Here is a 17,069-nt window from a genome sequence, read left to right as displayed (position 1 = left end):
TCACTTCCGGCTGTCGCACAGGTCGCCGACTTTCAGCGGCGCCGCCGTGACCGCGCGCACGAACTCCGGCGTCACACCCGGTGCGCATTCACGCAATACCAGGCCGTCTCCGGTGACGTCGACGACGGCGAGGTCGGTGATGATGCGGTGCACCACCGCCTGCCCGGTCAGCGGCAGGGTGCAGGTCCGCACGATCTTGGGCGCACCGGATCGGTCCGTGTGCTCCATCAGCACGATGACCCGGCGGGCGCCGTGCACGAGATCCATCGCCCCGCCCATCCCCTTGACCATCGCGCCCGGCACCATCCAGTTCGCCAGATCCCCGGACTCCGACACCTGCATCCCGCCCAGCACCGCGGTATCGATATGCCCGCCCCGGATCATTCCGAACGAGAGCGCCGAATCGAAGAAGGAGGCTCCGGGGTCGACCGTGACGGTTTCCTTGCCCGCGTTGATCAGATCCGCGTCCACGTGGTCCTCGTCCGGGTACGCCCCGGTGCCGAGGATGCCGTTCTCGCTGTGCAGCACCACATCGAGGCCGGGTCGCAGCTGGTCGGGGATCAGCGTCGGCAACCCGATCCCGAGATTGACGTACTCACCCGGAGACAGTTCGGCCGCGGCCCGCGCCGCCATCCGATCCCGGGTCCATCCGATCGCTTCCCCGCGTGCCGAGGTCATGCCGGAACTCCCTTCGCGGCCAGGGTGCGCTTCTCGATCTGCTTGTCCTGGGTGCCGGTGCAGACGACACGGTCGACGAAGATCCCGGGCAGCTGGACCGTCCCCGGATCCAGCGTTCCCGGTCGCACCAGGGTCTCGACCTGCGCGATACAGACCCGGCCCGCCATCGCGGCCAGGGGGTTGAAGTTCCGCGCGGACAGATTGAACACCAGGTTGCCGTCGGTATCACCGAGTGCCGCGTGGACCAGCGCGAAATCCGTGCGGATCGCCTCCTCCAGCACGTACCGCCGGCCCGCGTACTCGCGGATCTCCTTCGCTGGGGAGGACACCGCGACCGATCCGTCCGGCGCGTACCGCCACGGCAGCCCGCCTTCGGCGACCAGGGTGCCGACACCGGCGGGCGTGAAGAACGCGGGAATCCCGGCACCGCCCGCGCGCAATCGCTCGGCCAGGGTGCCCTGCGGCGACAGCTCCACCTCGAGTTCCCCGGCCAGATACCGACGCGCGAATTCCTTGTTCTCGCCGACATAGGAGGCGATCACCCGGCGTATCCTCCCGTCTCGCAGCAGAATCCCCAGTCCGTGCGAATCGGTCCCGCAGTTGTTCGAGACCACCTCTAGCCCGGTGGCCGGACCGGCGGCGATCGCCTCGATCAGCGCGTCCGGGATACCGCACAGCCCGAACCCGCCGACCGCGATCGAGGCCCCATCCGGGATATCGGCGACCGCGGCGACCGCCGAGCCGAACACCCGGGTCACGACGCCACTCGTCCGGCTACCGGGATCAGCTCCCGCACCAGCTCTTCGGCGCGCGGCCAGTACCCGTATCCGGATGCCGGATTCAGATGACCGACCGCGCCCAGCTCGGCCACCCGGCTGCCCCAGGTCTCCGCCATACCGGCGATCCGCCGGTGGGAGCCCAGCGGGTCGTCGCTGCTGGCCGCGACGATGCTCGGGAACGGCAACCGGCGGCGCGGAATGGGATTCCACCCGCCGCGTTCGAGCTCCGCCGTCGTCGGATAGCCTTCGGGCAGCGGGCTTTCCAGATCCGCCGGTGTCGCGAGCACAGCCCCCAGGATCGGACGGGACGGGCGCTGCGCCCAGTGCACGGTGGTGATCACGCCCGCACTGTGGGCGACCAGGACGACGGGTCCGTCGATCTCGGTGAGTACGGCGTCGAGCGCCGCGACCCGGGCCCGGCGGCTCAGTTTCTCGTGCTCGAGCGGCGGCACGGTGCGGACTAGGGTCAGCCGGTCGGCGAGCAGGGTCTGCCAGTGCTGCGCGACGTGATCGCGGAGTCCGGGCACGATCACCACGGTCGGGTCGGCGGTGCTGTTCATGGGTCTCCTAGGCCGGAGTCGGAATGCTGAAAGTGCCACGGACGCGACGGGGCACGACGTGTCACCGCCGTGCCCCGCGCCGGCGCCCTCGGATCAGGCGTGCTGGGTGAATCCGACCTGGCCGGGCCGGCGATTCGGGGCGTATCCGAGCGCCGCCAGAGTTTCGCCGGCACCGGCGTAGGTCGTCCCGATCCGGTAGATCTCGCGGGCCTCCTTACCGGAGGCGACCTCCCGGCCGAGCTCGCCGGCCAGCCGGACCAGCTGCCGGATCTGCTGTACCGAGGTCATCTTCTCGACCTTACGCCCCCACAGCGTGTCCTCGTTACCGCACCGGGTGTGCAGACCCATCGCGACCGCCATCGCGTTCACCGGAAGTACGCTGCGCATCAGGGTTTCGAGGGTCAGGCACGCACCGTCGGGCACCCGCTGGACGAAGTTCATGATGTTGTACGGATTCGGCCCGTCGAAGCCGCCGCCGATCCCCACCCACGTCAGGTTCAGCGGTCCCGTGTACACGCCACGGCGGATCAACCGCTCGACCGTCTCGAGCTGCGGAATGGACGACAGCTGGAAATGCGGCTGGATCCCCGCCGCCTGCAACCGGCGCAGATGTTCGGCCACCCATTCCGGGCCGGCCGGCACCGTCATCTCCCGGTAGGCGGCCGCCAGTTCGGGGCGCTCCATCGACGTCCCCGCGATATCGTCGGGGGTCATCAACTCCATGATGTTCATCTGGCTGGTGTTGATCGCGATCGTCACCTGGTCCGGTTTCGGATCGAGTTCGGCCAGCATATGGCGGGTATCGTCGGACAGCCATTTCGCGTCCGACCCCTCGCCTTCCGGCGCGAACGAGATCGACCCGCCGACCTGCAGGATCATCTCCGGTACCGCCTCACGCAGGCCCGCGAGCAGTTCGTTGAACTTCGACAGCCGCTTACTGCCCTTGCCGTCCAGCTCGCGGACGTGGATATGCAGGACCGTCGCCCCGGCCTCGTAACAGTCCACCGCCTGCTGGATGTGCTCCTCCATCGTCAGCGGCAGATCCTCGCGGAAATCGTCCGGCTCCCACTCGGGTCCGTACGGGGCGCAGGTGATGACCAGTTTCTCCTGGTTCTCGGGGAAGAGCGCATCGTCGTGGAAATGCATGGGTGACTCCGTTTCTCGATCGATGATGAATTCGCGGAATGGGAAACAGCGAGAGTGGGTTTCAGAAGGGCCGGTCGCCGACGATCCCGGCGCGCTCCATCTTCCGGACGGCCGGCCAGTAGTCCTGGACGGCGTAATGCTGGGTCGACCTGTTGTCCCAGATCGCCACACTGCCGGGCGTCCACCGCCATCGCACCTGGTACTCCGGGATGGTCGCCTGACTCATCAGGTAGCGCAGCAGATCACCCGCGCCGGGCGCGTAATCGATTCCGCAGCGCACGTTCTCCGCGGTGTGATAGTTGGTCAGATGCGTCGCGAAGCTGTTGACGAACAGGATTTTCTCGCCGGTCTCCGGATGGGTGCGGACCACCGGGTGTTCCGCGTCCGGGAATCGTTCGGCGAGGTCGAGACGCTGCGCGATCGGCATCCGCGCACCGAACGAGGCCTCGATACTGTGCCGCGCGCGGAGACCCTCGATCTGCGCTTTCACACCTTCTGGCAACTTCTCGTAGGCCAGAGCCATATTCACCCAGACGGTGTCGCCGCCCACCGCGGGACCCTCGACGCAGCGCAGCACGCATCCCATCGGCGGATTCACCCGCCAGGTCGCATCGCAGTGATAGGAGTTCTCGAACTGTTCGGGCGGACTGTCGAGGTCCTTGTAGATCCGGACCAGTCCCGGATGGTCGGGATCGCTGCCGAGCGCCGGATGATCCTCCAGCGGGCCGAAGCGTTCGGCGAGGGCCACATGCTCGGCGCGGCTCATGTCCTGGTCGCGGAAGAAGAGCACCTTGTACCGGAGCAGCAGCGATTTCAGCTCTGCGAACAGCGCGTCGTCGCGCGCCACTCCGGCGAGATCGACGCCGTGCAACTCCGCGCCGATACTGCAGGTCAGCGGCCGGGCATCCATCGGCGTCCAGGTGCGGGTCCTACCGCGGCCCGGGGCGAGATCGGCGGTGGTGGTCATAGCAGCCTCCTTCGAGGAGTGGGTGGGACGGATCAGAGCGCGAACACCGACGAGCCGACGCTGATCCCGGATTCCAGGTCGCGATGGGCCTTCTCGGCCTCGTCCAGCGCGTACCGCTGATTGATCTCGATGGTGATGCGGCCCGCCGCGACATGGCCGAACAGTTCGGCGGCGAGTTCGGCGCGTTCGGCCGGATCGGCGATGTAGTCCGCCAGCGCCGGCCGGGTCACGAACAGCGAGCCCTTGACCGCGAGTTCCATGGCATCGATCGGCGGGATGGGCCCGGACGCGGTGCCGAACGCGACGAGCAGGCCCCGGCGGGCCAGCGAGTCCAGCGACGACCGGAAGGTCGACGCGCCGATGCTGTCGTAGACCACCGGTACCCCCGCGTCCCCGGTGAGTTCGCGGACCCGCTCGGCGACGTCCTCCCGGGTGTAGACGATGACCTCGGCACAGCCGTGGGCACGCGCGACCGCCGCTTTCTCATCGGTCGACACCGTTCCGATCACCCGGACACCGAGCAGTGCCGCCCACTGGCAGAAGATCAGCCCGACACCGCCCGCCGCCGCGTGCAGCAGCACCGTATCGCCGGCCCGCAGCGGGTGGATCCGGCGCAGCAGATACGCGGTGGTCAGGCCGCGCATGGTCATGGCGGCGGCGGTTTCGAGGGTGATCCCGCCGGGCACCGCGATGAGGTGTTCGGCCGGCATCACCCGCTCGGTGCTGTACGCGCCCAGCGGGCTGCCGGTGTAGGTGACCCGGTCACCCTCGCGGAACCCGGTGACACCGGCGCCGATCGCCTCGACGACGCCCGCGGCCTCCACTCCCATTCCCGCGGGCAGCGGCGCCGGATACAGGCCGGTGCGGAAATAGGTATCGGCGAAGTTCAGCCCGACCGCCTCGTGCCGGACCCGGACCTCGCCCGGCCCGGGATCGCCGACGGTCACCGGCTCCCATTTCAGGACTTCCGGACCACCGGTCTCGTGGAATCGGATCGCTTGTGCCATTGCGTTCTCCCTGGATGCGGTCGTCCCGGGGTGCTCACCGGGCGATATGGGACGAGATATCCGTCGAGCCACAGTGCGTAGTCGCAAGCGCTGCGGTGTGACTCCGGTTACTCGACCGTAGCCAAGGCGTCACGCCTATACTTACCGCCACGGGACAGATTTATTACCTTTTCGGGACAGGTGGACGTCGTGGCCAGACCCCTCGCGCGGTACGCGTCGCTGACCGGATATATCGAGCTGAGCCGCTCACTCGACCTGGACCCCATCCGGCTGCTGCGCAGTGTCGATATCGATCCCGCGAGCCTCGACCTGCCGGACCGATTGATCCCCGCGTCCGCGGTGGTCCGGCTGCTCGAGGTGTCGGCCGCCGAGTCCGGTCGCCAGGATTTCGCCCTCCTGCTCGCCGAACGCCGGCGGCTGTCGACCCTCGGCCCGCTCAGTGTGAGCATCCGCGAAGAACCCGACGCCCGCAGCGCCGTCCGGATGCTCATCCGCTACCAGCACATGTACAACGAGTCCCTGCATCTGCAACTGTCGGAGCGCGACGGCCTGGCCACCCTCCGGACCAGCGTCGATCCCGGCGAGCCGATGATCGTGCGGCAGTCCGTCGAACTGGCGGTGACCGCGATGCACCAACTGCTCACCCATCTGCTGGGTGAGCGGTGGCATCCGGTGTCGGTGTGCTTCGAGCATTCCCGGCCCGCCGACGACACCACCCACCGCCGGACGTTCCGGGCGCCACTGGTCTTCGACGGCGAATACTCCGGGATCGTCGTCTACACCGGCGACCTGGACGAACCGAACCGGCTCTCCGACCCCCTGCTCCGGTCGTACGCACAGCAGTTCCTCGACACCCTCGCGGTGCCGGCGGAGTCCACGATCGTCTCCCGGGTGCGCGAGCTCATCGAGCTCCTGCTCCCGACCGGCCGGTGCTCGGTCGATCAGGTGGCACGCAGCCTCGGCGTCGACCGGCGGACCGTGCACCGGCACCTGAGCCGGGCGGGACTGACCTTCACCGCGGTGCTCGACTCGACCCGCGTGGAGCTCGCGAAGCGGATGGTCACCGGCCGCCGCTACTCGTTCACCGAGATCTCCGAACTACTCGCGTTCTCCACGCCGAGCAGCTTCTCCCGGTGGTTCCACCAGCAGTTCGGCATGAGTCCGCGCGAGTGGCGCAAACAGCTTGAGCGGTAGCGCGCGTCGTCCGAGTTCTCCGGACCGAGACGTACCGGCACCGCCGTGTGTCCCGAAATGGATAGAACTCGGTCCCGTCAGGGTAATTATCTGCGTCACAGTCCACATAAAGTGATGCACGCCACTTCCGGTTGCGCCGTCTTCCTCTCGGCCCGGAATCGCCCCGCACGTGAAACGAGTGCCGCATGACACACCCCGATCCGACCCCGACCATCGACCGGATGCGCAGCGACGGGAACTGGAACCCGCTGTGGGACACCCTGTCCCGCTGGGATCCGGAATGGACCGAGCAGTTCATGGCGATGAACGACATCCCGCTGCGGCGTGGAGGCAACCTCGGCGTGCCGATCCTCGCGGAGGAACTCGAGGCGTTCGAGGCGCGCCGCGCGGCCTCGTGACGCCGGCCGCTCCCACCGCACCCCCGCCGTCCCCTCCAGGAGTCTCCATGGGATTACCTCCCACCACGATCGGCACACCGCCCGGCGGGCCCGCCGGGCCGGGCACCACCGATCCCGGGGCCACTCGTCCCGGCCCGCGCCGCCGCTCGGCGATCTATCCGTGGGTCGTCTTCGCCCTCGCGTTCGGGCTGCTGCTCTCCGACTACATGTCCCGGCAGGTCCTCAGTGCGGTGTTCCCGTTCCTCGAATCCGAATGGGCCCTGACCGATTCCCAGCTCGCCTCCCTCACCAGCATCGTCGCGCTGATGGTCGGACTGCTCACCCTGCCGCTCTCCCTGCTGGCGGATCGCTGGGGCCGGGTGAGATCCCTGGCCCTGATGGCCGCCCTCTGGAGCACCGCGACGCTGTTGTGCGCGATCGCCGCCAACTACGAGCAACTGCTGGCCGCCCGCTTCTTCGTCGGCGTAGGCGAGGCCGCGTACGGGAGCGTCGGTATCGCGGTGGTGCTCAGTGTTTTCGCACCTCGCGTCCACTCCACACTCAGCGGCGCCTTCATGGCCGGCGGATCCTTCGGTTCGGTCGTGGGCGTCTCGGTCGGCGCGGTGATCGCGGTGCATCTGAGCTGGCGCTGGTCGTTCGCCGCGATGGCGGTGCTGGGTCTCATCCTGGTGGCCGCGTTCCGGGTGGTGGTCACCGAACGCCGTCTCGCCGACCACACCGCCGACCCGGTTCCCGATACGGCCGAACCCGGACTCGGCACTCCCCGCGCCCCCGTATCGAGCCTGTTCACCGACCCGGCCCTGTGGTGCGCCTATCTGGGTGGCGGACTGCAGATGTTCACCGCCGCGGTCATGCTGGCCTGGTCGCCCAGTTTCTTCAACCGCTACTACGAGATGGACCCCGACAAGGCCGGGACGATCGCCTCGGTCTTCGTGCTGCTGATCGCGATCGGCATGATCGTCTGCGGGATGATCACCGACCGGGTCGGCCGCGGTGATCCGGCCCGGAAATGGTCCGCCGCGATCACCTTCTGCGTGCTCTCGCTGATCGCCCTGGGCATCGGGTTCCGGCTCGAAGCCGGCGCTCCGCAATTGATTCTGATCGCGGTCGGCTGCTTCTTCGCCGCGGGCAGTTCGGGTCCCAGCGCCGCGATCGTGGCGTCGCTCACCCATCCCACGGTGCGATCGTCCGCACTCGGCACCCTCACTGTCGCCAACAATGTCCTGGGCCTGGCACTGGGCCCCTTCGTGATCGGCCTCCTCGCGGACCGGATCGGCCTGCTCGAAGCACTGCGGCTCGCCCCGCTCGTGTATCTCGCCGCGATCGTCGCCCTGTTCACCGGCAGGCGCCTGTACCCGTCCGGCATCGGCCGGTCGGAGGCGCCCGAGGTAGGCGAATCCGGCCGCGAACCCCTCGAGGTGCGTGGGCACTGATCCGGCGTCGATATACGCCGAGCGCTGCCGTCCCGGTTCCGGACGGCAGTGGGCGGGTCCTCGCGCGGATTCAGTACGCCCGCCAGTCGCCCTCCGCCGGTTCCCGGGCGAATGCCGCGACGTGGTCATCGACCCACTCCGCATAGGTTCGCGCCGGTCGGCCCAGCACCGCGGCCACATCATCGGTCAGCACCGCGTTTCCGCCGGCCGCCGCGAATGCCTGGCCGGCCAGCGCACCGTCGGCGAATTCCGGTGTGGCTCCGGCAGCGAGCATATGTTCGCGGGCGGTGTCCGCCCCGATATCGGTTACCTCGACCGGGTGCCCGAGCGCGGCCGCCAGGGTGGCGGCCTGGTCGTATGTGGTGAGCAGTTCGGGGCCGGTCAAGGTGTAGACGCGACCGGAGTGCGCGGCGGACAGCAGTGCCTCCGCCGCGACCGCGGAGACGTCACGGGGATCGACCACGCCCTGCGCGCCCGACCCGGTCAGGTTCGAGACGGGGCGGCCGGCCTGGATGGCAGGCGCCCAGCTGAGGGTGTTCGAGGCGAAGGAGCTGGGTCTCAGCACGGTCCAGTCGACACCGCTGTCCCGGACCGCTTCTTCCCCCGGCAGATGCCAGGTGCCGACCCGGCCCAGCCCGGGATCGCCGGTGCCGATCGCAGACAGTTTCACGATGCGGCGTGCCCCGGCATCCCGAGCGGCCCGGATCAGCGCCCGATCCGCGTCGATATACTCCGGGCCGAGCACGCCGAGGACGAACACTGCTTCGGCGCCCGCCAGCGCGACTTCCATTTCCCGGGCATCCGCGAGGTCTCCGCGCACGACGTCCACCCGGCCCGGGAACCGGGTCGCATCCGGATTCCGGGTCACGGCACGAACTTTCGCGCCGCGCATTGTCAGGATACGAACGAGTTCGCCGCCGATGGTGCCCGTGGCACCGGTTATCACGATCATCGCTGTATCGTGCCGTTCCCGCAGCCCGGGCCGATAGGAGATTTCGGCACAGCGCGATCGCCCTGACCTGCCTACAGTCGAAGAGTGACCATGCCGCGGCCCCAGTCGCCCGTGACGACCGATCTCGTCGAGACCACCGCACCAGCCCCCGCGACCCTGCGCCCCTGGCTCACCGAACTCGGCCGTATTCCGACCGTGCGCGACGCACGCCTGCCCTTCGCGCATATTCCCCAGGCCGTCACCATGATCGTGCTGCGCACCGAGGACCACGGCCCGCGCGACGCCCTCGTCCTGGGGCCCCGGACGAGAGCGACGTATGCGGCGGCGGAGAAACCGCTGGGCTGTCTGCGGCTACGGCTCGCTCCGGGCGCCACCGGCCCGCTGCTCGGGGTGGCCGCCGGAGATCTGACCGACCGGGTCGTCCGCCTGGCCGATTTGCCGGGGCCGGCCGCGCAGCTCGCCGCCGACCTGGTAGAGCTGGGTCCGGACGAGCTGTTCCCCTATCTCGAACAGCGGCTACCACAGCGCATCCGGGAGACGCCGACCCAGCGGCAGCACCGGCACCTGCTCCGGACCGCTGTCGATTCCGTATCGGCCCGACCGGGTGCCCCGAGTATTCCCACGCTGGCCCATGCCCTGGCGGTGAGCGAACGTCAGCTTCGAAACCTCTTCGGCGCCGGGATCGGTGTCTCGCCCAAGCACTACACCCGGATCGACCGGGTGCGGCGACTCGTAGCACGCCTCGGAACATCGCCGTCGTCGCACCTGGCAGCCGGTGCCGGCTACTACGACCAATCCCATATGAACGCCGAATTCCGCGCCCTGATGCGGGTGTCCCCCGGCTCGTTCCTCGGTGGCGCCCGGCTGCCGGTCGAACCGTGCAGGCCGTCGATGTACGCCTGACCGATTCCCCACCCTTCTACCGACAGGGTCCCCGGCCTTCGGCATTCGCGGCGTGGCGCGCGTGCGGGCCCCCCGAACCCGGTTAGCCTCGATCGTCCGGATCAGCCTTCCCACACTCTTGTCGTGAGCTGTCGGAGGACCGCAGATGACACGTGGTGAGCCGCGGCGATGGTGTTTCGCCGACCAGTTGGGCCCGCATTTCCTCGATTCCCCGGACCAGCCGGTCCTGCTCATCGAGTCCCGTGCCGTCTTCGGGCGCCGCCGCTTCCACCGGCGCAAGGCGCATCTGGTGCTGTCGGCACTGCGGCACCGCGCGGCCGAACTCGGTGACCAGGCGCTCTTCCTCCGCACCCATACCTACCGGGAGGCGCTCGACCGGGTTCCGGACCGGCTCACGGTATGCCGGCCGACATCCTGGGCGGCCGACCGGTTCGTACGATCGCTACCGGAGGTCGAGGTCCTGCCCGCCCGCGGTTTCGCCACCGACCACGCCACTTTCGAGGAATGGGCGCGTTCCCGGTCGGGTCTGCTCCTCGAGGACTTCTACCGGGACGCGCGACGCCGCTTCGACCTGCTGATGGACGGGGCACAACCCGCCGGGTCCCGATGGAATCTCGACACCGAGAACCGGGAACCGCCGCCGAAGTCGGTCCGGCTCGATGTACCACCACCGTGGTGGCCGGAAGAGGACGAGATCGACGACCGGGTACGCGCGGATCTGGACCGCTGGGAGCGCGACGGCGTCGTATCCTTCGTGGGCAACGACGGCCCGCGGGAATTCGCCGTCACCCGCGGCGAGGCGCGGGCGGCCCTGCGGCATTTCCTCCGGGAACGACTCCCGCACTTCGGCCCGCACGAGGACGCCATGCTGGCCGGCGATCCGTGGATGGCGCACAGCCTGCTCTCCGCGCCGATGAATCTGGGACTGCTCGACCCGCTGGAATGCGCGTACGCCGCGGAGGACGAGTATCGCGCCGGGCGGGTGCCACTGGCCGGCGCCGAGGGCTATATCCGGCAGTTGATCGGCTGGCGCGATTACATCTGGCATTCCTACTGGCATTTCGGCCGGCAGTATCGCCACCGCAACGAATTCGCGGCCCGCCGCCCGCTTCCCGGCTGGTTCGCCGATCTCGACGCGGACGCGGTGGAGGCCCGCTGCCTGCGCGGGGTACTGGCCGACGTCCGCGAGCACGGCTGGGTGCACCACATTCCCCGATTGATGGTTTTGTCGAGCTATGCCCTGCAACGCGGCTGGCGGCCCGCCGCGGTCGCCGACTGGTTCCATCGCTGTTTCGTCGACGGCTACGAGTGGGTGATGATCGGCAACGTTCTCGGCATGTCACAGCACGCCGACGGCGGGCTCCTCGCCACCAAGCCCTACACGTCCGGCGGCGCGTATATCGACCGGATGAGTGACTACTGTGGCGACTGCCGGTATCGCCCCGATCGGCGGGTCGGCCCGGACGCCTGCCCCTTCACCGCCGGCTACTGGTACTTCCTGTCGCGCAACGAAGACGCGTTGTCCGGTAACCGGCGAATGTCGCGGCCCCTGGCCGGCCTGCACCGGCTGACCGATCTGGACGAACTCGTCGCGCAACAGCGGAAACTCGGCGACACCCCGCCGTGAGCGGCTATCCCCTGGGCCGGGCGCCCCGGCCGAAGGTGATATCGGCGTGCTCGGAATCCCAGCGGTTGCGGAACACCACATCCGTCAGCGGCCGCCGCCGCACCGACCCGTGCCGTCCGCGCGGCCAGCCGACGACGATATGCCCGGCCAGGAACCACTCATCGGGAATACCGACCGATTCGCGCAGCACCTGCTCACCGCCGTACGACGCCCAGCTCGTCAAACAGGCGCCCAGCCCCTGCGCACGCGCCGCGAGATAGAAGTTCTGCAGGGCGGGATAGATCGACCCGCCCTGCAGGAACTCCGAGGAGAAATCGTTCTTGAACGCCGTGAACAGCACCGACGTGTACTCGCCGGCCCGGTCGTGCAACTCGTAGGTGGCCCGGTTGTTGCGTGCGGCGCGGCTGTGATCGTCGTCGGTGGGCCTGGTCATCCCGTAGATCGATTCGATCGATTCCAGGGCGATCCGGGCCGCCTCGGCGACAGCGGCGCGCTGCTCGGCCCCGTCCAGGACGATGAAACGCCACAGCTGCGCGTTCGCTCCGTTCGGAGCCCAGGTCGCGGCCTGCAGACAACGCTCGAGCGTGGCGTCGTCGACCGGTTCGTCGGTGAATCTGCGAATCGACCGTGCGGTCGACAGCACTTCCCAGACATCGTCACTCGATTGGGGCATTCTCTCGGTCTACTCGACGGGCCCGGAGATGTCGAGAGCCGTACCGCCGGTGGGCCCGCCCGTCCGTGCGCCGCCGCTACCCGCCGTCGTTGGCACCCAACGCGTCTGCGGCCCGGGGGTCCAGGTCCCGCAATCGAGCACAGCCCGGGCCGTCCTGGTTGAACTGGGTGAGTTCCGCCCGGCATTCGCTCGTCGCGCGATCGATATCGTCGGACAGCTTCTGTTCCTCGGGCGTCAGGCGTTGCGAACTGTACTGCGACATGCACGTGCGGAATGCGGAGTAGTCGACCGACTGCTCGGTGCATTCGAGAATCTGGCCGTTGTCCGGTGCGGCGAGCGCCGGTCCGGCGTACAGGAGTCCGGCCGATACCGCGATCGCACCGGCCGCGACCGCGCTGCGGAACACTGTCATCTCTCTCCCTCGATTGTCCACGCACTGAAATGGGCACCGTCCCGGGCGGTTCGGCACCGGGACGGCGCCACGGTAGACGCACGGCCCCGCGCAATCGGGATGTCCGGACAGGACGGCGATTCGGCGCGAGATACCCGGCCGCGGTCCCCGGTTGTCTCGAATCGGTCGCAGGTCGTCTCGATCGTGTGACGTAACACGGTAACTCGCCCGCGGCTGCGTAATCTGGGTACCTGACGCCGGTATAACGGCGCAGGTGAAGCCGCATATCACCGGGTGTCAGGCGGATCGATCTCGCACCCAGGGGCGTGTGCCATGAGATGTTTGCGTGCCGGCACTCTCGCGTTGTTGCTCATCGTGCCGTTGCTCACCGGCCCGGCCGCCGCCCAGCCCGCGCCCGGGATCCCGCTGCCCGGATTACCGGCGCTCCCCGCGGAGACGAGTGGTGCTGTGCTGCCCACCATTCAGCAGTGGATCGACCAGGTGCTTCCGCCGCCTGCGATCGCGCCGGTACCCGATCGGGCACCGGACGAGACCCACGATCTGGCACCAGAACTGGCGGCGTTGCGTCAGGCGGTGCTCCCCGCGCCGACCGGCGACCCGATATTCGATCTGTGGCCGCCGGACCTCGCCGGTCTGGTCCCGGGCGCGGTGATCGAGGTCCGCGATATCACCGCGTCGGCCGCGCCGCTGGTCGTCGTACCGATCCGGCAGGCGGTGCTGTTGAAATTCCGGACCACCGACGCGCACGGCCGGCCGTCCTTCGCCACGGCGACCCTGGTGATTCCGGCGACCGCCGCACCGGCGCCCGGAGCCCGGCCGGTAGTGGTCAACAACCTCCCGATCGATGCGCTCGGCCGGCATTGCACCCCGAGTTACACACTGGCGCACGGTTTCTCGCTGGCCGACAGCGCGTTCACCGATTTCGTCCCACCCACCACCCACCTGGCCGCACTACGCGGCTACGCCGTGCTCATCCCGGATCACGAGGGCCCGCGGATGGCCTACGCCGAACCCTATGTCGCGGGCCACGCGGTGCTCGACGCCGTTCGCGCGGTGCGGAATTGGCGGTCCGGCGAATTCGGCGCGAGCAGGTTCGCGATGACCGGGTACTCCGGCGGCGCGATCGCCACCCACGGCGCGGTGAAACTGATCGAGAGCTACGCACCCGAGCTCGCGCCGTCAATGGCCGGCGCGGCGCTGGGCGGGGTGCCCGCCGACTACGAGATCCTGGCCGGCAGTATGAACGCGAATCTGGCCTCGGGGGTGTTCATGGGGGCCGTCCTCGGCATCGCGCGGGAGCGGCCCGAGATCCTGGCCCGGATGAACCACCTCGCCCAGTGGGTCTCCACCTCGCCGATGAAAGACCAGTGCATCAGCGTTTTCGCGCTACCCGGAATCCTGCTGCTGCCGATCGATATCGGCGCGAACATCGCCGACCCCCTGCGCTCGGCACTCGCTCGCGATATCTACGACGTGACCCGGATGACGGGCCTCGCCTCGGCGACGCCGCTCTACATCTACAACGGTGAGCAGGAGTTCTGGATTCCGGCGGAGGGGGCGCGCAACCTCTTCCGCGAGCAGTGCGCGCTCGGCGTCACCGCCGTCTACCGCAGCGTGCTCGGCGAGCACATCATCGCGGCGGGTCTCGGATACCCCGAGGCTGTGCTCTGGCTGGACGAACGACTGCGCGGAATCCCGGCGACCAGCGAATGCTGAGACCGGCGAACCGGCTTCCGACCGGCTCGCCGCGAGATGCCACGCTACTCCACGGCGCTTCCCGCATGTCCGGTAATCCCGCACCACCAGCATTCATGTTTATGGCTATTCTCACAACAATCGCCAACGCGCCCACCGTCGTCCCTTCCACAACCGCCCTGAATTCGTGGAGGACATACATCCGATCAACGAATAATCGCACTCACAGCGCCGTCGTTCACCAGATCTCCATTCGGCCTTCCAGGCCGAGTTCCCCCGAACCTACGCCAGATAAGTTAGTGTTGATTCTCGCCCGGCTGCGAACCGCCGGGCGATACTGTTTCGACTCGACGAGGAGCGCAGGACGATGGATCGACCCAATATGCCCAAGGTGCTGAAGACCGGTGTAGCCGCCACCTCGATCGCGGCCGCCTGCCTCCTGGGTACCGCCGCCGGCGCGACGGCCGCTCCCCAGGCCACGCCGGATGCCGTAGCCGAGACCGGGACCGGCTCGTCGATGCTGGACACCGGGTCGACCGCCGCGCAGTCGGCCGTCGGGGCCATCCAGCGGGGCGATATCTTCGGGATCCTCGCGCTCCTCGTGATCACCCCCTTCCAGGCGCTCACCAGCGGGGTCTGCGACCTCGCCTCCGGATCGGCGATCCCGAACCCCTGCACTCCGGTCTACTGACACGCACCGTCACGCCACCGGGCCCGTCGGAGAGCCGCATCACCCGGTGGCGTGGCAGGGCGGGGAGACCACGACCACGACAGCCCGGATCGCTTTTCTTAAGGGATGCTAAGTTTCCTCACAGCAGGGAACACCGGTGCGAATCCGGGGCTGTCCCGCAACTGTGACCGAGTAGCAGACCTTCATCCGATGGCCACGACCTCCCTGGGTTGGAAGGCCGGAGGCGAGTGTTGATCCGGGAGCCAGGACACCTGCCCCGCAGTTCAGGACCGAGTTTCACGAGGATGAAGATGCGAGTGCTCACTCGCCGCGCCCGGCGTCGTGCCGAGCGGCTACCCGACCATGCCCCCGTACCGCGCCGGCATCGTTTCTCCCGGATGGGCGTACTGGCTACCGCGGTGGCCGCCGCGATGGTCTTCACCGGATGCGCGGCCGACGACACGGGCGAGGACGCGGCGGCGGTCGCGCACCAGTTGCGAGAGTCCGGCGACGGCATCCTGACCATCTACAACTCGTACAAGATCGCGGGTCTCGATCCGATCGGGACCGGCACGAACTGGCTGTTCGACTGGGGCGTCGCCGAGAACCTGCTGCAGGTCGGCGAATCGGGAACCGTGGAGCCCTGGCTGGCGCGCGACGTTTCGCGCGACGGGGACACCCGCTGGGTGGTGAGTCTGCGCGAGGGCGTGACCTTCCAGAACGGCAAACCGGTGGACGCGGCGGCCGTCGCGGCGGCACTGACCCGGCAGATCTCCCGGTCCAAGGCCGCCCAGGTCTATCTGGATCCGGCGACGACGGCGAAGGCCGAGGGCGACAAGGTGGTGATCACCACGCCGCGGCCGAACGCGATGGTCCCGGCGGCGCTCGCGGCCCGGGACAACTCGCTGCAGATCTACGATGTCGCCGCCGTGGAGGCCGCGGGCGGTGATTCGGCGAAGATCGTCGGCGCGGGCGCCTACTCCGGCCCTTATGCGATCAGCGAGTGGACGCCCGACAACCTGGTTCTCGACCCCTACGCGGGACATTGGGAGGGCGTCCCGCCGTTGCGGGGCATCACGGTCCGCGTCGTTCCCGATGAGCAGGCCCGGCTCGCCGGGGTGCGCAGCGGGGAGGCGGATATGGCGTTCTATCCGTCCACCTCGGCGCAGCTCGAGCTGCAGGGCAATCCCGATACGCATATCCTGTCGTCGGATTCGGCCCTGCAGTCGCTGCTGGTGGAGATGAATCTGAAGGCCGGAATCTTCACCGATGCCGCGGTGCGCAAGGCGTTCACCGCCGCCATCGACTACGCGGGAATCGCCGCCGATGTCGGTAACGGCCAGTTCGAGGCGGCCGCCGGCCTGTACCCCCGGGAGATGTCGTTCGCGGTGGACAACCAGGTGCACGACCTCGACACCGCGAACCGGCTCCTGGACGCGGCCGGCTGGGTCCGTGGCGGCGACGGAGTACGGGAGAAGGACGGGCGCAAGCTCGTGGTCCGGTTCATCACCCAGGCCCAGGGCCCCGAAACCAACGATGTGGCCATCGCGATGCAGGACCAGGTGGCGAAGGCCGGGTTCGAGCTGCGGATCGTCAACGCGGAGGATTCCGCCGAGGTGAAGAGCGACCCCGCGGCGTGGGAATCCTCGGTCGCCCTGAGCGGGTCGCTGTCCGGCACGGCCGATCCGATCCAGCCGTATCTGGTGCGGTGGACCACCGGGGGCTCGTCGAACGCGCAGGGCGTCGCGAATCCGGAGATCGACGCGATCGGCCGACAGTTGCGCAGTGAGTTCGATCCCGGGCGCCGTGACAAGCTCCTCGAACGCGCGCAGCAGATCCTGGTGGCGGACCAGGCCTATGTCGTCGCGGGCACCTTCAAGTACTTCACGGTGGTGACCGGGCCGGAGTGGGCCGATTACCCGGTGTCGAATGTGCGCCGGCACATCACCAGCCGCACCGGCAGGTAGTCGCGGTC

The 17,069-nt window shown here is 68.6% G+C and carries 17 protein-coding genes and 1 riboswitch; of the genes, 8 read left to right on the top strand and 9 right to left on the bottom strand.

The genetic code is table 11. The features are described 5' to 3' along the window. The 6 genes from ACZ6SF_RS29330 to ACZ6SF_RS29305 form a co-directional block, all read right to left on the bottom strand. Positions 1-678, bottom strand: a complete 678-nt coding sequence (locus ACZ6SF_RS29330; protein WP_466066420.1) for a 3-oxoacid CoA-transferase subunit B — start codon at positions 676-678, stop codon at positions 1-3. After that, positions 675-1,436, bottom strand: a complete 762-nt coding sequence (locus ACZ6SF_RS29325) for a CoA transferase subunit A (protein ID WP_466066418.1) — start codon at positions 1,434-1,436, stop codon at positions 675-677. Before ACZ6SF_RS29325 ends, ACZ6SF_RS29330 begins: the two co-directional genes overlap by 4 nt. Continuing rightward, positions 1,433-2,017, bottom strand: coding sequence for an RBBP9/YdeN family alpha/beta hydrolase (locus ACZ6SF_RS29320; protein WP_466066416.1), 585 nt, complete (start codon positions 2,015-2,017; stop codon positions 1,433-1,435). Before ACZ6SF_RS29320 ends, ACZ6SF_RS29325 begins: the two co-directional genes overlap by 4 nt. A gap of 93 nt (positions 2,018-2,110) precedes the next feature. Beyond that, entirely contained in the window at positions 2,111-3,163 is a 1,053-nt protein-coding gene (locus ACZ6SF_RS29315) for a beta-keto acid cleavage family enzyme (protein ID WP_466066414.1), read from the bottom strand. A gap of 61 nt (positions 3,164-3,224) precedes the next feature. Then, on the bottom strand, positions 3,225-4,130 hold the full coding sequence (locus ACZ6SF_RS29310) for a TauD/TfdA dioxygenase family protein (RefSeq protein WP_466066413.1): 906 nt from the start codon (positions 4,128-4,130) through the stop codon (positions 3,225-3,227). A 32-nt stretch (positions 4,131-4,162) separates the two neighbouring features. Continuing rightward, the gene (locus ACZ6SF_RS29305; protein ID WP_466066412.1) at positions 4,163-5,137 is read right to left on the bottom strand and encodes a quinone oxidoreductase family protein; all 975 of its coding nucleotides are present in this window, start codon (positions 5,135-5,137) and stop codon (positions 4,163-4,165) included. Between the two features lie 189 nt (positions 5,138-5,326). On the opposite strand from ACZ6SF_RS29305, the gene ACZ6SF_RS29300 reads away from it, so the two are divergent. The 3 genes from ACZ6SF_RS29300 (at position 5,327) to ACZ6SF_RS29290 (ending at position 8,162) form a co-directional block, all read left to right on the top strand. Beyond that, the gene (locus ACZ6SF_RS29300; RefSeq protein ID WP_466066410.1) at positions 5,327-6,331 is read left to right on the top strand and encodes an AraC family transcriptional regulator; all 1,005 of its coding nucleotides are present in this window, start codon (positions 5,327-5,329) and stop codon (positions 6,329-6,331) included. Between the two features lie 185 nt (positions 6,332-6,516). Further along, positions 6,517-6,729, top strand: coding sequence for a hypothetical protein (locus ACZ6SF_RS29295; protein WP_466066409.1), 213 nt, complete (start codon positions 6,517-6,519; stop codon positions 6,727-6,729). Positions 6,730-6,776: 47 nt separating this feature from the next. Then, entirely contained in the window at positions 6,777-8,162 is a 1,386-nt protein-coding gene (locus ACZ6SF_RS29290) for an MFS transporter (RefSeq protein ID WP_466066407.1), read from the top strand. Between the two features lie 70 nt (positions 8,163-8,232). Here ACZ6SF_RS29290 and ACZ6SF_RS29285 read toward each other — a convergent pair whose 3' ends face one another. After that, complete coding sequence (locus ACZ6SF_RS29285) at positions 8,233-9,114, bottom strand: NAD(P)H-binding protein (RefSeq protein WP_466066405.1); 882 nt, start codon at positions 9,112-9,114, stop codon at positions 8,233-8,235. A 90-nt stretch (positions 9,115-9,204) separates the two neighbouring features. Between ACZ6SF_RS29285 and ACZ6SF_RS29280 the strand changes: the two genes are divergently transcribed. Together ACZ6SF_RS29280 and ACZ6SF_RS29275 are read left to right on the top strand one after the other, a co-directional pair. Continuing rightward, the gene (locus ACZ6SF_RS29280) at positions 9,205-10,017 is read left to right on the top strand and encodes an AraC family transcriptional regulator (protein WP_466066554.1); all 813 of its coding nucleotides are present in this window, start codon (positions 9,205-9,207) and stop codon (positions 10,015-10,017) included. A 145-nt stretch (positions 10,018-10,162) separates the two neighbouring features. Continuing rightward, entirely contained in the window at positions 10,163-11,644 is a 1,482-nt protein-coding gene (locus ACZ6SF_RS29275) for a cryptochrome/photolyase family protein (protein ID WP_466066404.1), read from the top strand. Between the two features lie 4 nt (positions 11,645-11,648). Here ACZ6SF_RS29275 and ACZ6SF_RS29270 read toward each other — a convergent pair whose 3' ends face one another. Beyond that, the gene (locus ACZ6SF_RS29270; RefSeq protein WP_466066402.1) at positions 11,649-12,317 is read right to left on the bottom strand and encodes a nitroreductase family protein; all 669 of its coding nucleotides are present in this window, start codon (positions 12,315-12,317) and stop codon (positions 11,649-11,651) included. 76 nt (positions 12,318-12,393) lie between these two features. Beyond that, a complete protein-coding gene (locus ACZ6SF_RS29265; RefSeq protein WP_466066400.1) occupies positions 12,394-12,729 on the bottom strand; it encodes a hypothetical protein in 336 nt (111 codons plus the stop codon). Between the two features lie 312 nt (positions 12,730-13,041). On the opposite strand from ACZ6SF_RS29265, the gene ACZ6SF_RS29260 reads away from it, so the two are divergent. From ACZ6SF_RS29260 to ACZ6SF_RS29250, 3 genes are all read left to right on the top strand, one after another. Beyond that, entirely contained in the window at positions 13,042-14,445 is a 1,404-nt protein-coding gene (locus tag ACZ6SF_RS29260) for a lipase family protein (protein WP_466066398.1), read from the top strand. A 346-nt stretch (positions 14,446-14,791) separates the two neighbouring features. Beyond that, the gene (locus ACZ6SF_RS29255; RefSeq protein ID WP_466066396.1) at positions 14,792-15,115 is read left to right on the top strand and encodes a hypothetical protein; all 324 of its coding nucleotides are present in this window, start codon (positions 14,792-14,794) and stop codon (positions 15,113-15,115) included. Positions 15,116-15,208: 93 nt separating this feature from the next. Further along, positions 15,209-15,388: riboswitch (cobalamin riboswitch) on the top strand. Positions 15,389-15,405: 17 nt separating this feature from the next. Further along, the gene (locus tag ACZ6SF_RS29250) at positions 15,406-17,061 is read left to right on the top strand and encodes an ABC transporter substrate-binding protein (protein ID WP_466066395.1); all 1,656 of its coding nucleotides are present in this window, start codon (positions 15,406-15,408) and stop codon (positions 17,059-17,061) included. The last annotated feature ends 8 nt before the right edge of the window (positions 17,062-17,069 follow it).

The sequence above is a fragment of the Nocardia sp. NPDC049935 genome, assembly GCF_055586645.1.
The sequence above is the reverse complement of the archived record's forward strand: the minus strand, read 5'-3'. Positions and strand labels throughout refer to the sequence as shown.

Bases quoted from the DNA above. Each gene is read 5' to 3' on its own strand.
- ACZ6SF_RS29280 (WP_466066554.1), top strand. From the start codon at position 9,205: ATGCCGCGGCCCCAGTCGCCCGTGACGACCGATCTCGTCGAGACCACC.
- ACZ6SF_RS29285 (WP_466066405.1), bottom strand. From the start codon at position 9,114: ATGATCGTGATAACCGGTGCCACGGGCACCATCGGCGGCGAACTCGTT.
- ACZ6SF_RS29265 (WP_466066400.1), bottom strand. From the start codon at position 12,729: ATGACAGTGTTCCGCAGCGCGGTCGCGGCCGGTGCGATCGCGGTATCG.
- ACZ6SF_RS29270 (WP_466066402.1), bottom strand. From the start codon at position 12,317: ATGCCCCAATCGAGTGACGATGTCTGGGAAGTGCTGTCGACCGCACGG.
- ACZ6SF_RS29315 (WP_466066414.1), bottom strand. From the start codon at position 3,163: ATGCATTTCCACGACGATGCGCTCTTCCCCGAGAACCAGGAGAAACTG.
- ACZ6SF_RS29320 (WP_466066416.1), bottom strand. From the start codon at position 2,017: ATGAACAGCACCGCCGACCCGACCGTGGTGATCGTGCCCGGACTCCGC.
- ACZ6SF_RS29275 (WP_466066404.1), top strand. From the start codon at position 10,163: ATGACACGTGGTGAGCCGCGGCGATGGTGTTTCGCCGACCAGTTGGGC.
- ACZ6SF_RS29330 (WP_466066420.1), bottom strand. From the start codon at position 678: ATGACCTCGGCACGCGGGGAAGCGATCGGATGGACCCGGGATCGGATG.
- ACZ6SF_RS29260 (WP_466066398.1), top strand. From the start codon at position 13,042: ATGAGATGTTTGCGTGCCGGCACTCTCGCGTTGTTGCTCATCGTGCCG.
- ACZ6SF_RS29295 (WP_466066409.1), top strand. From the start codon at position 6,517: ATGACACACCCCGATCCGACCCCGACCATCGACCGGATGCGCAGCGAC.
- ACZ6SF_RS29250 (WP_466066395.1), top strand. From the start codon at position 15,406: ATGCGAGTGCTCACTCGCCGCGCCCGGCGTCGTGCCGAGCGGCTACCC.
- ACZ6SF_RS29305 (WP_466066412.1), bottom strand. From the start codon at position 5,137: ATGGCACAAGCGATCCGATTCCACGAGACCGGTGGTCCGGAAGTCCTG.
- ACZ6SF_RS29310 (WP_466066413.1), bottom strand. From the start codon at position 4,130: ATGACCACCACCGCCGATCTCGCCCCGGGCCGCGGTAGGACCCGCACC.
- ACZ6SF_RS29255 (WP_466066396.1), top strand. From the start codon at position 14,792: ATGGATCGACCCAATATGCCCAAGGTGCTGAAGACCGGTGTAGCCGCC.
- ACZ6SF_RS29290 (WP_466066407.1), top strand. From the start codon at position 6,777: ATGGGATTACCTCCCACCACGATCGGCACACCGCCCGGCGGGCCCGCC.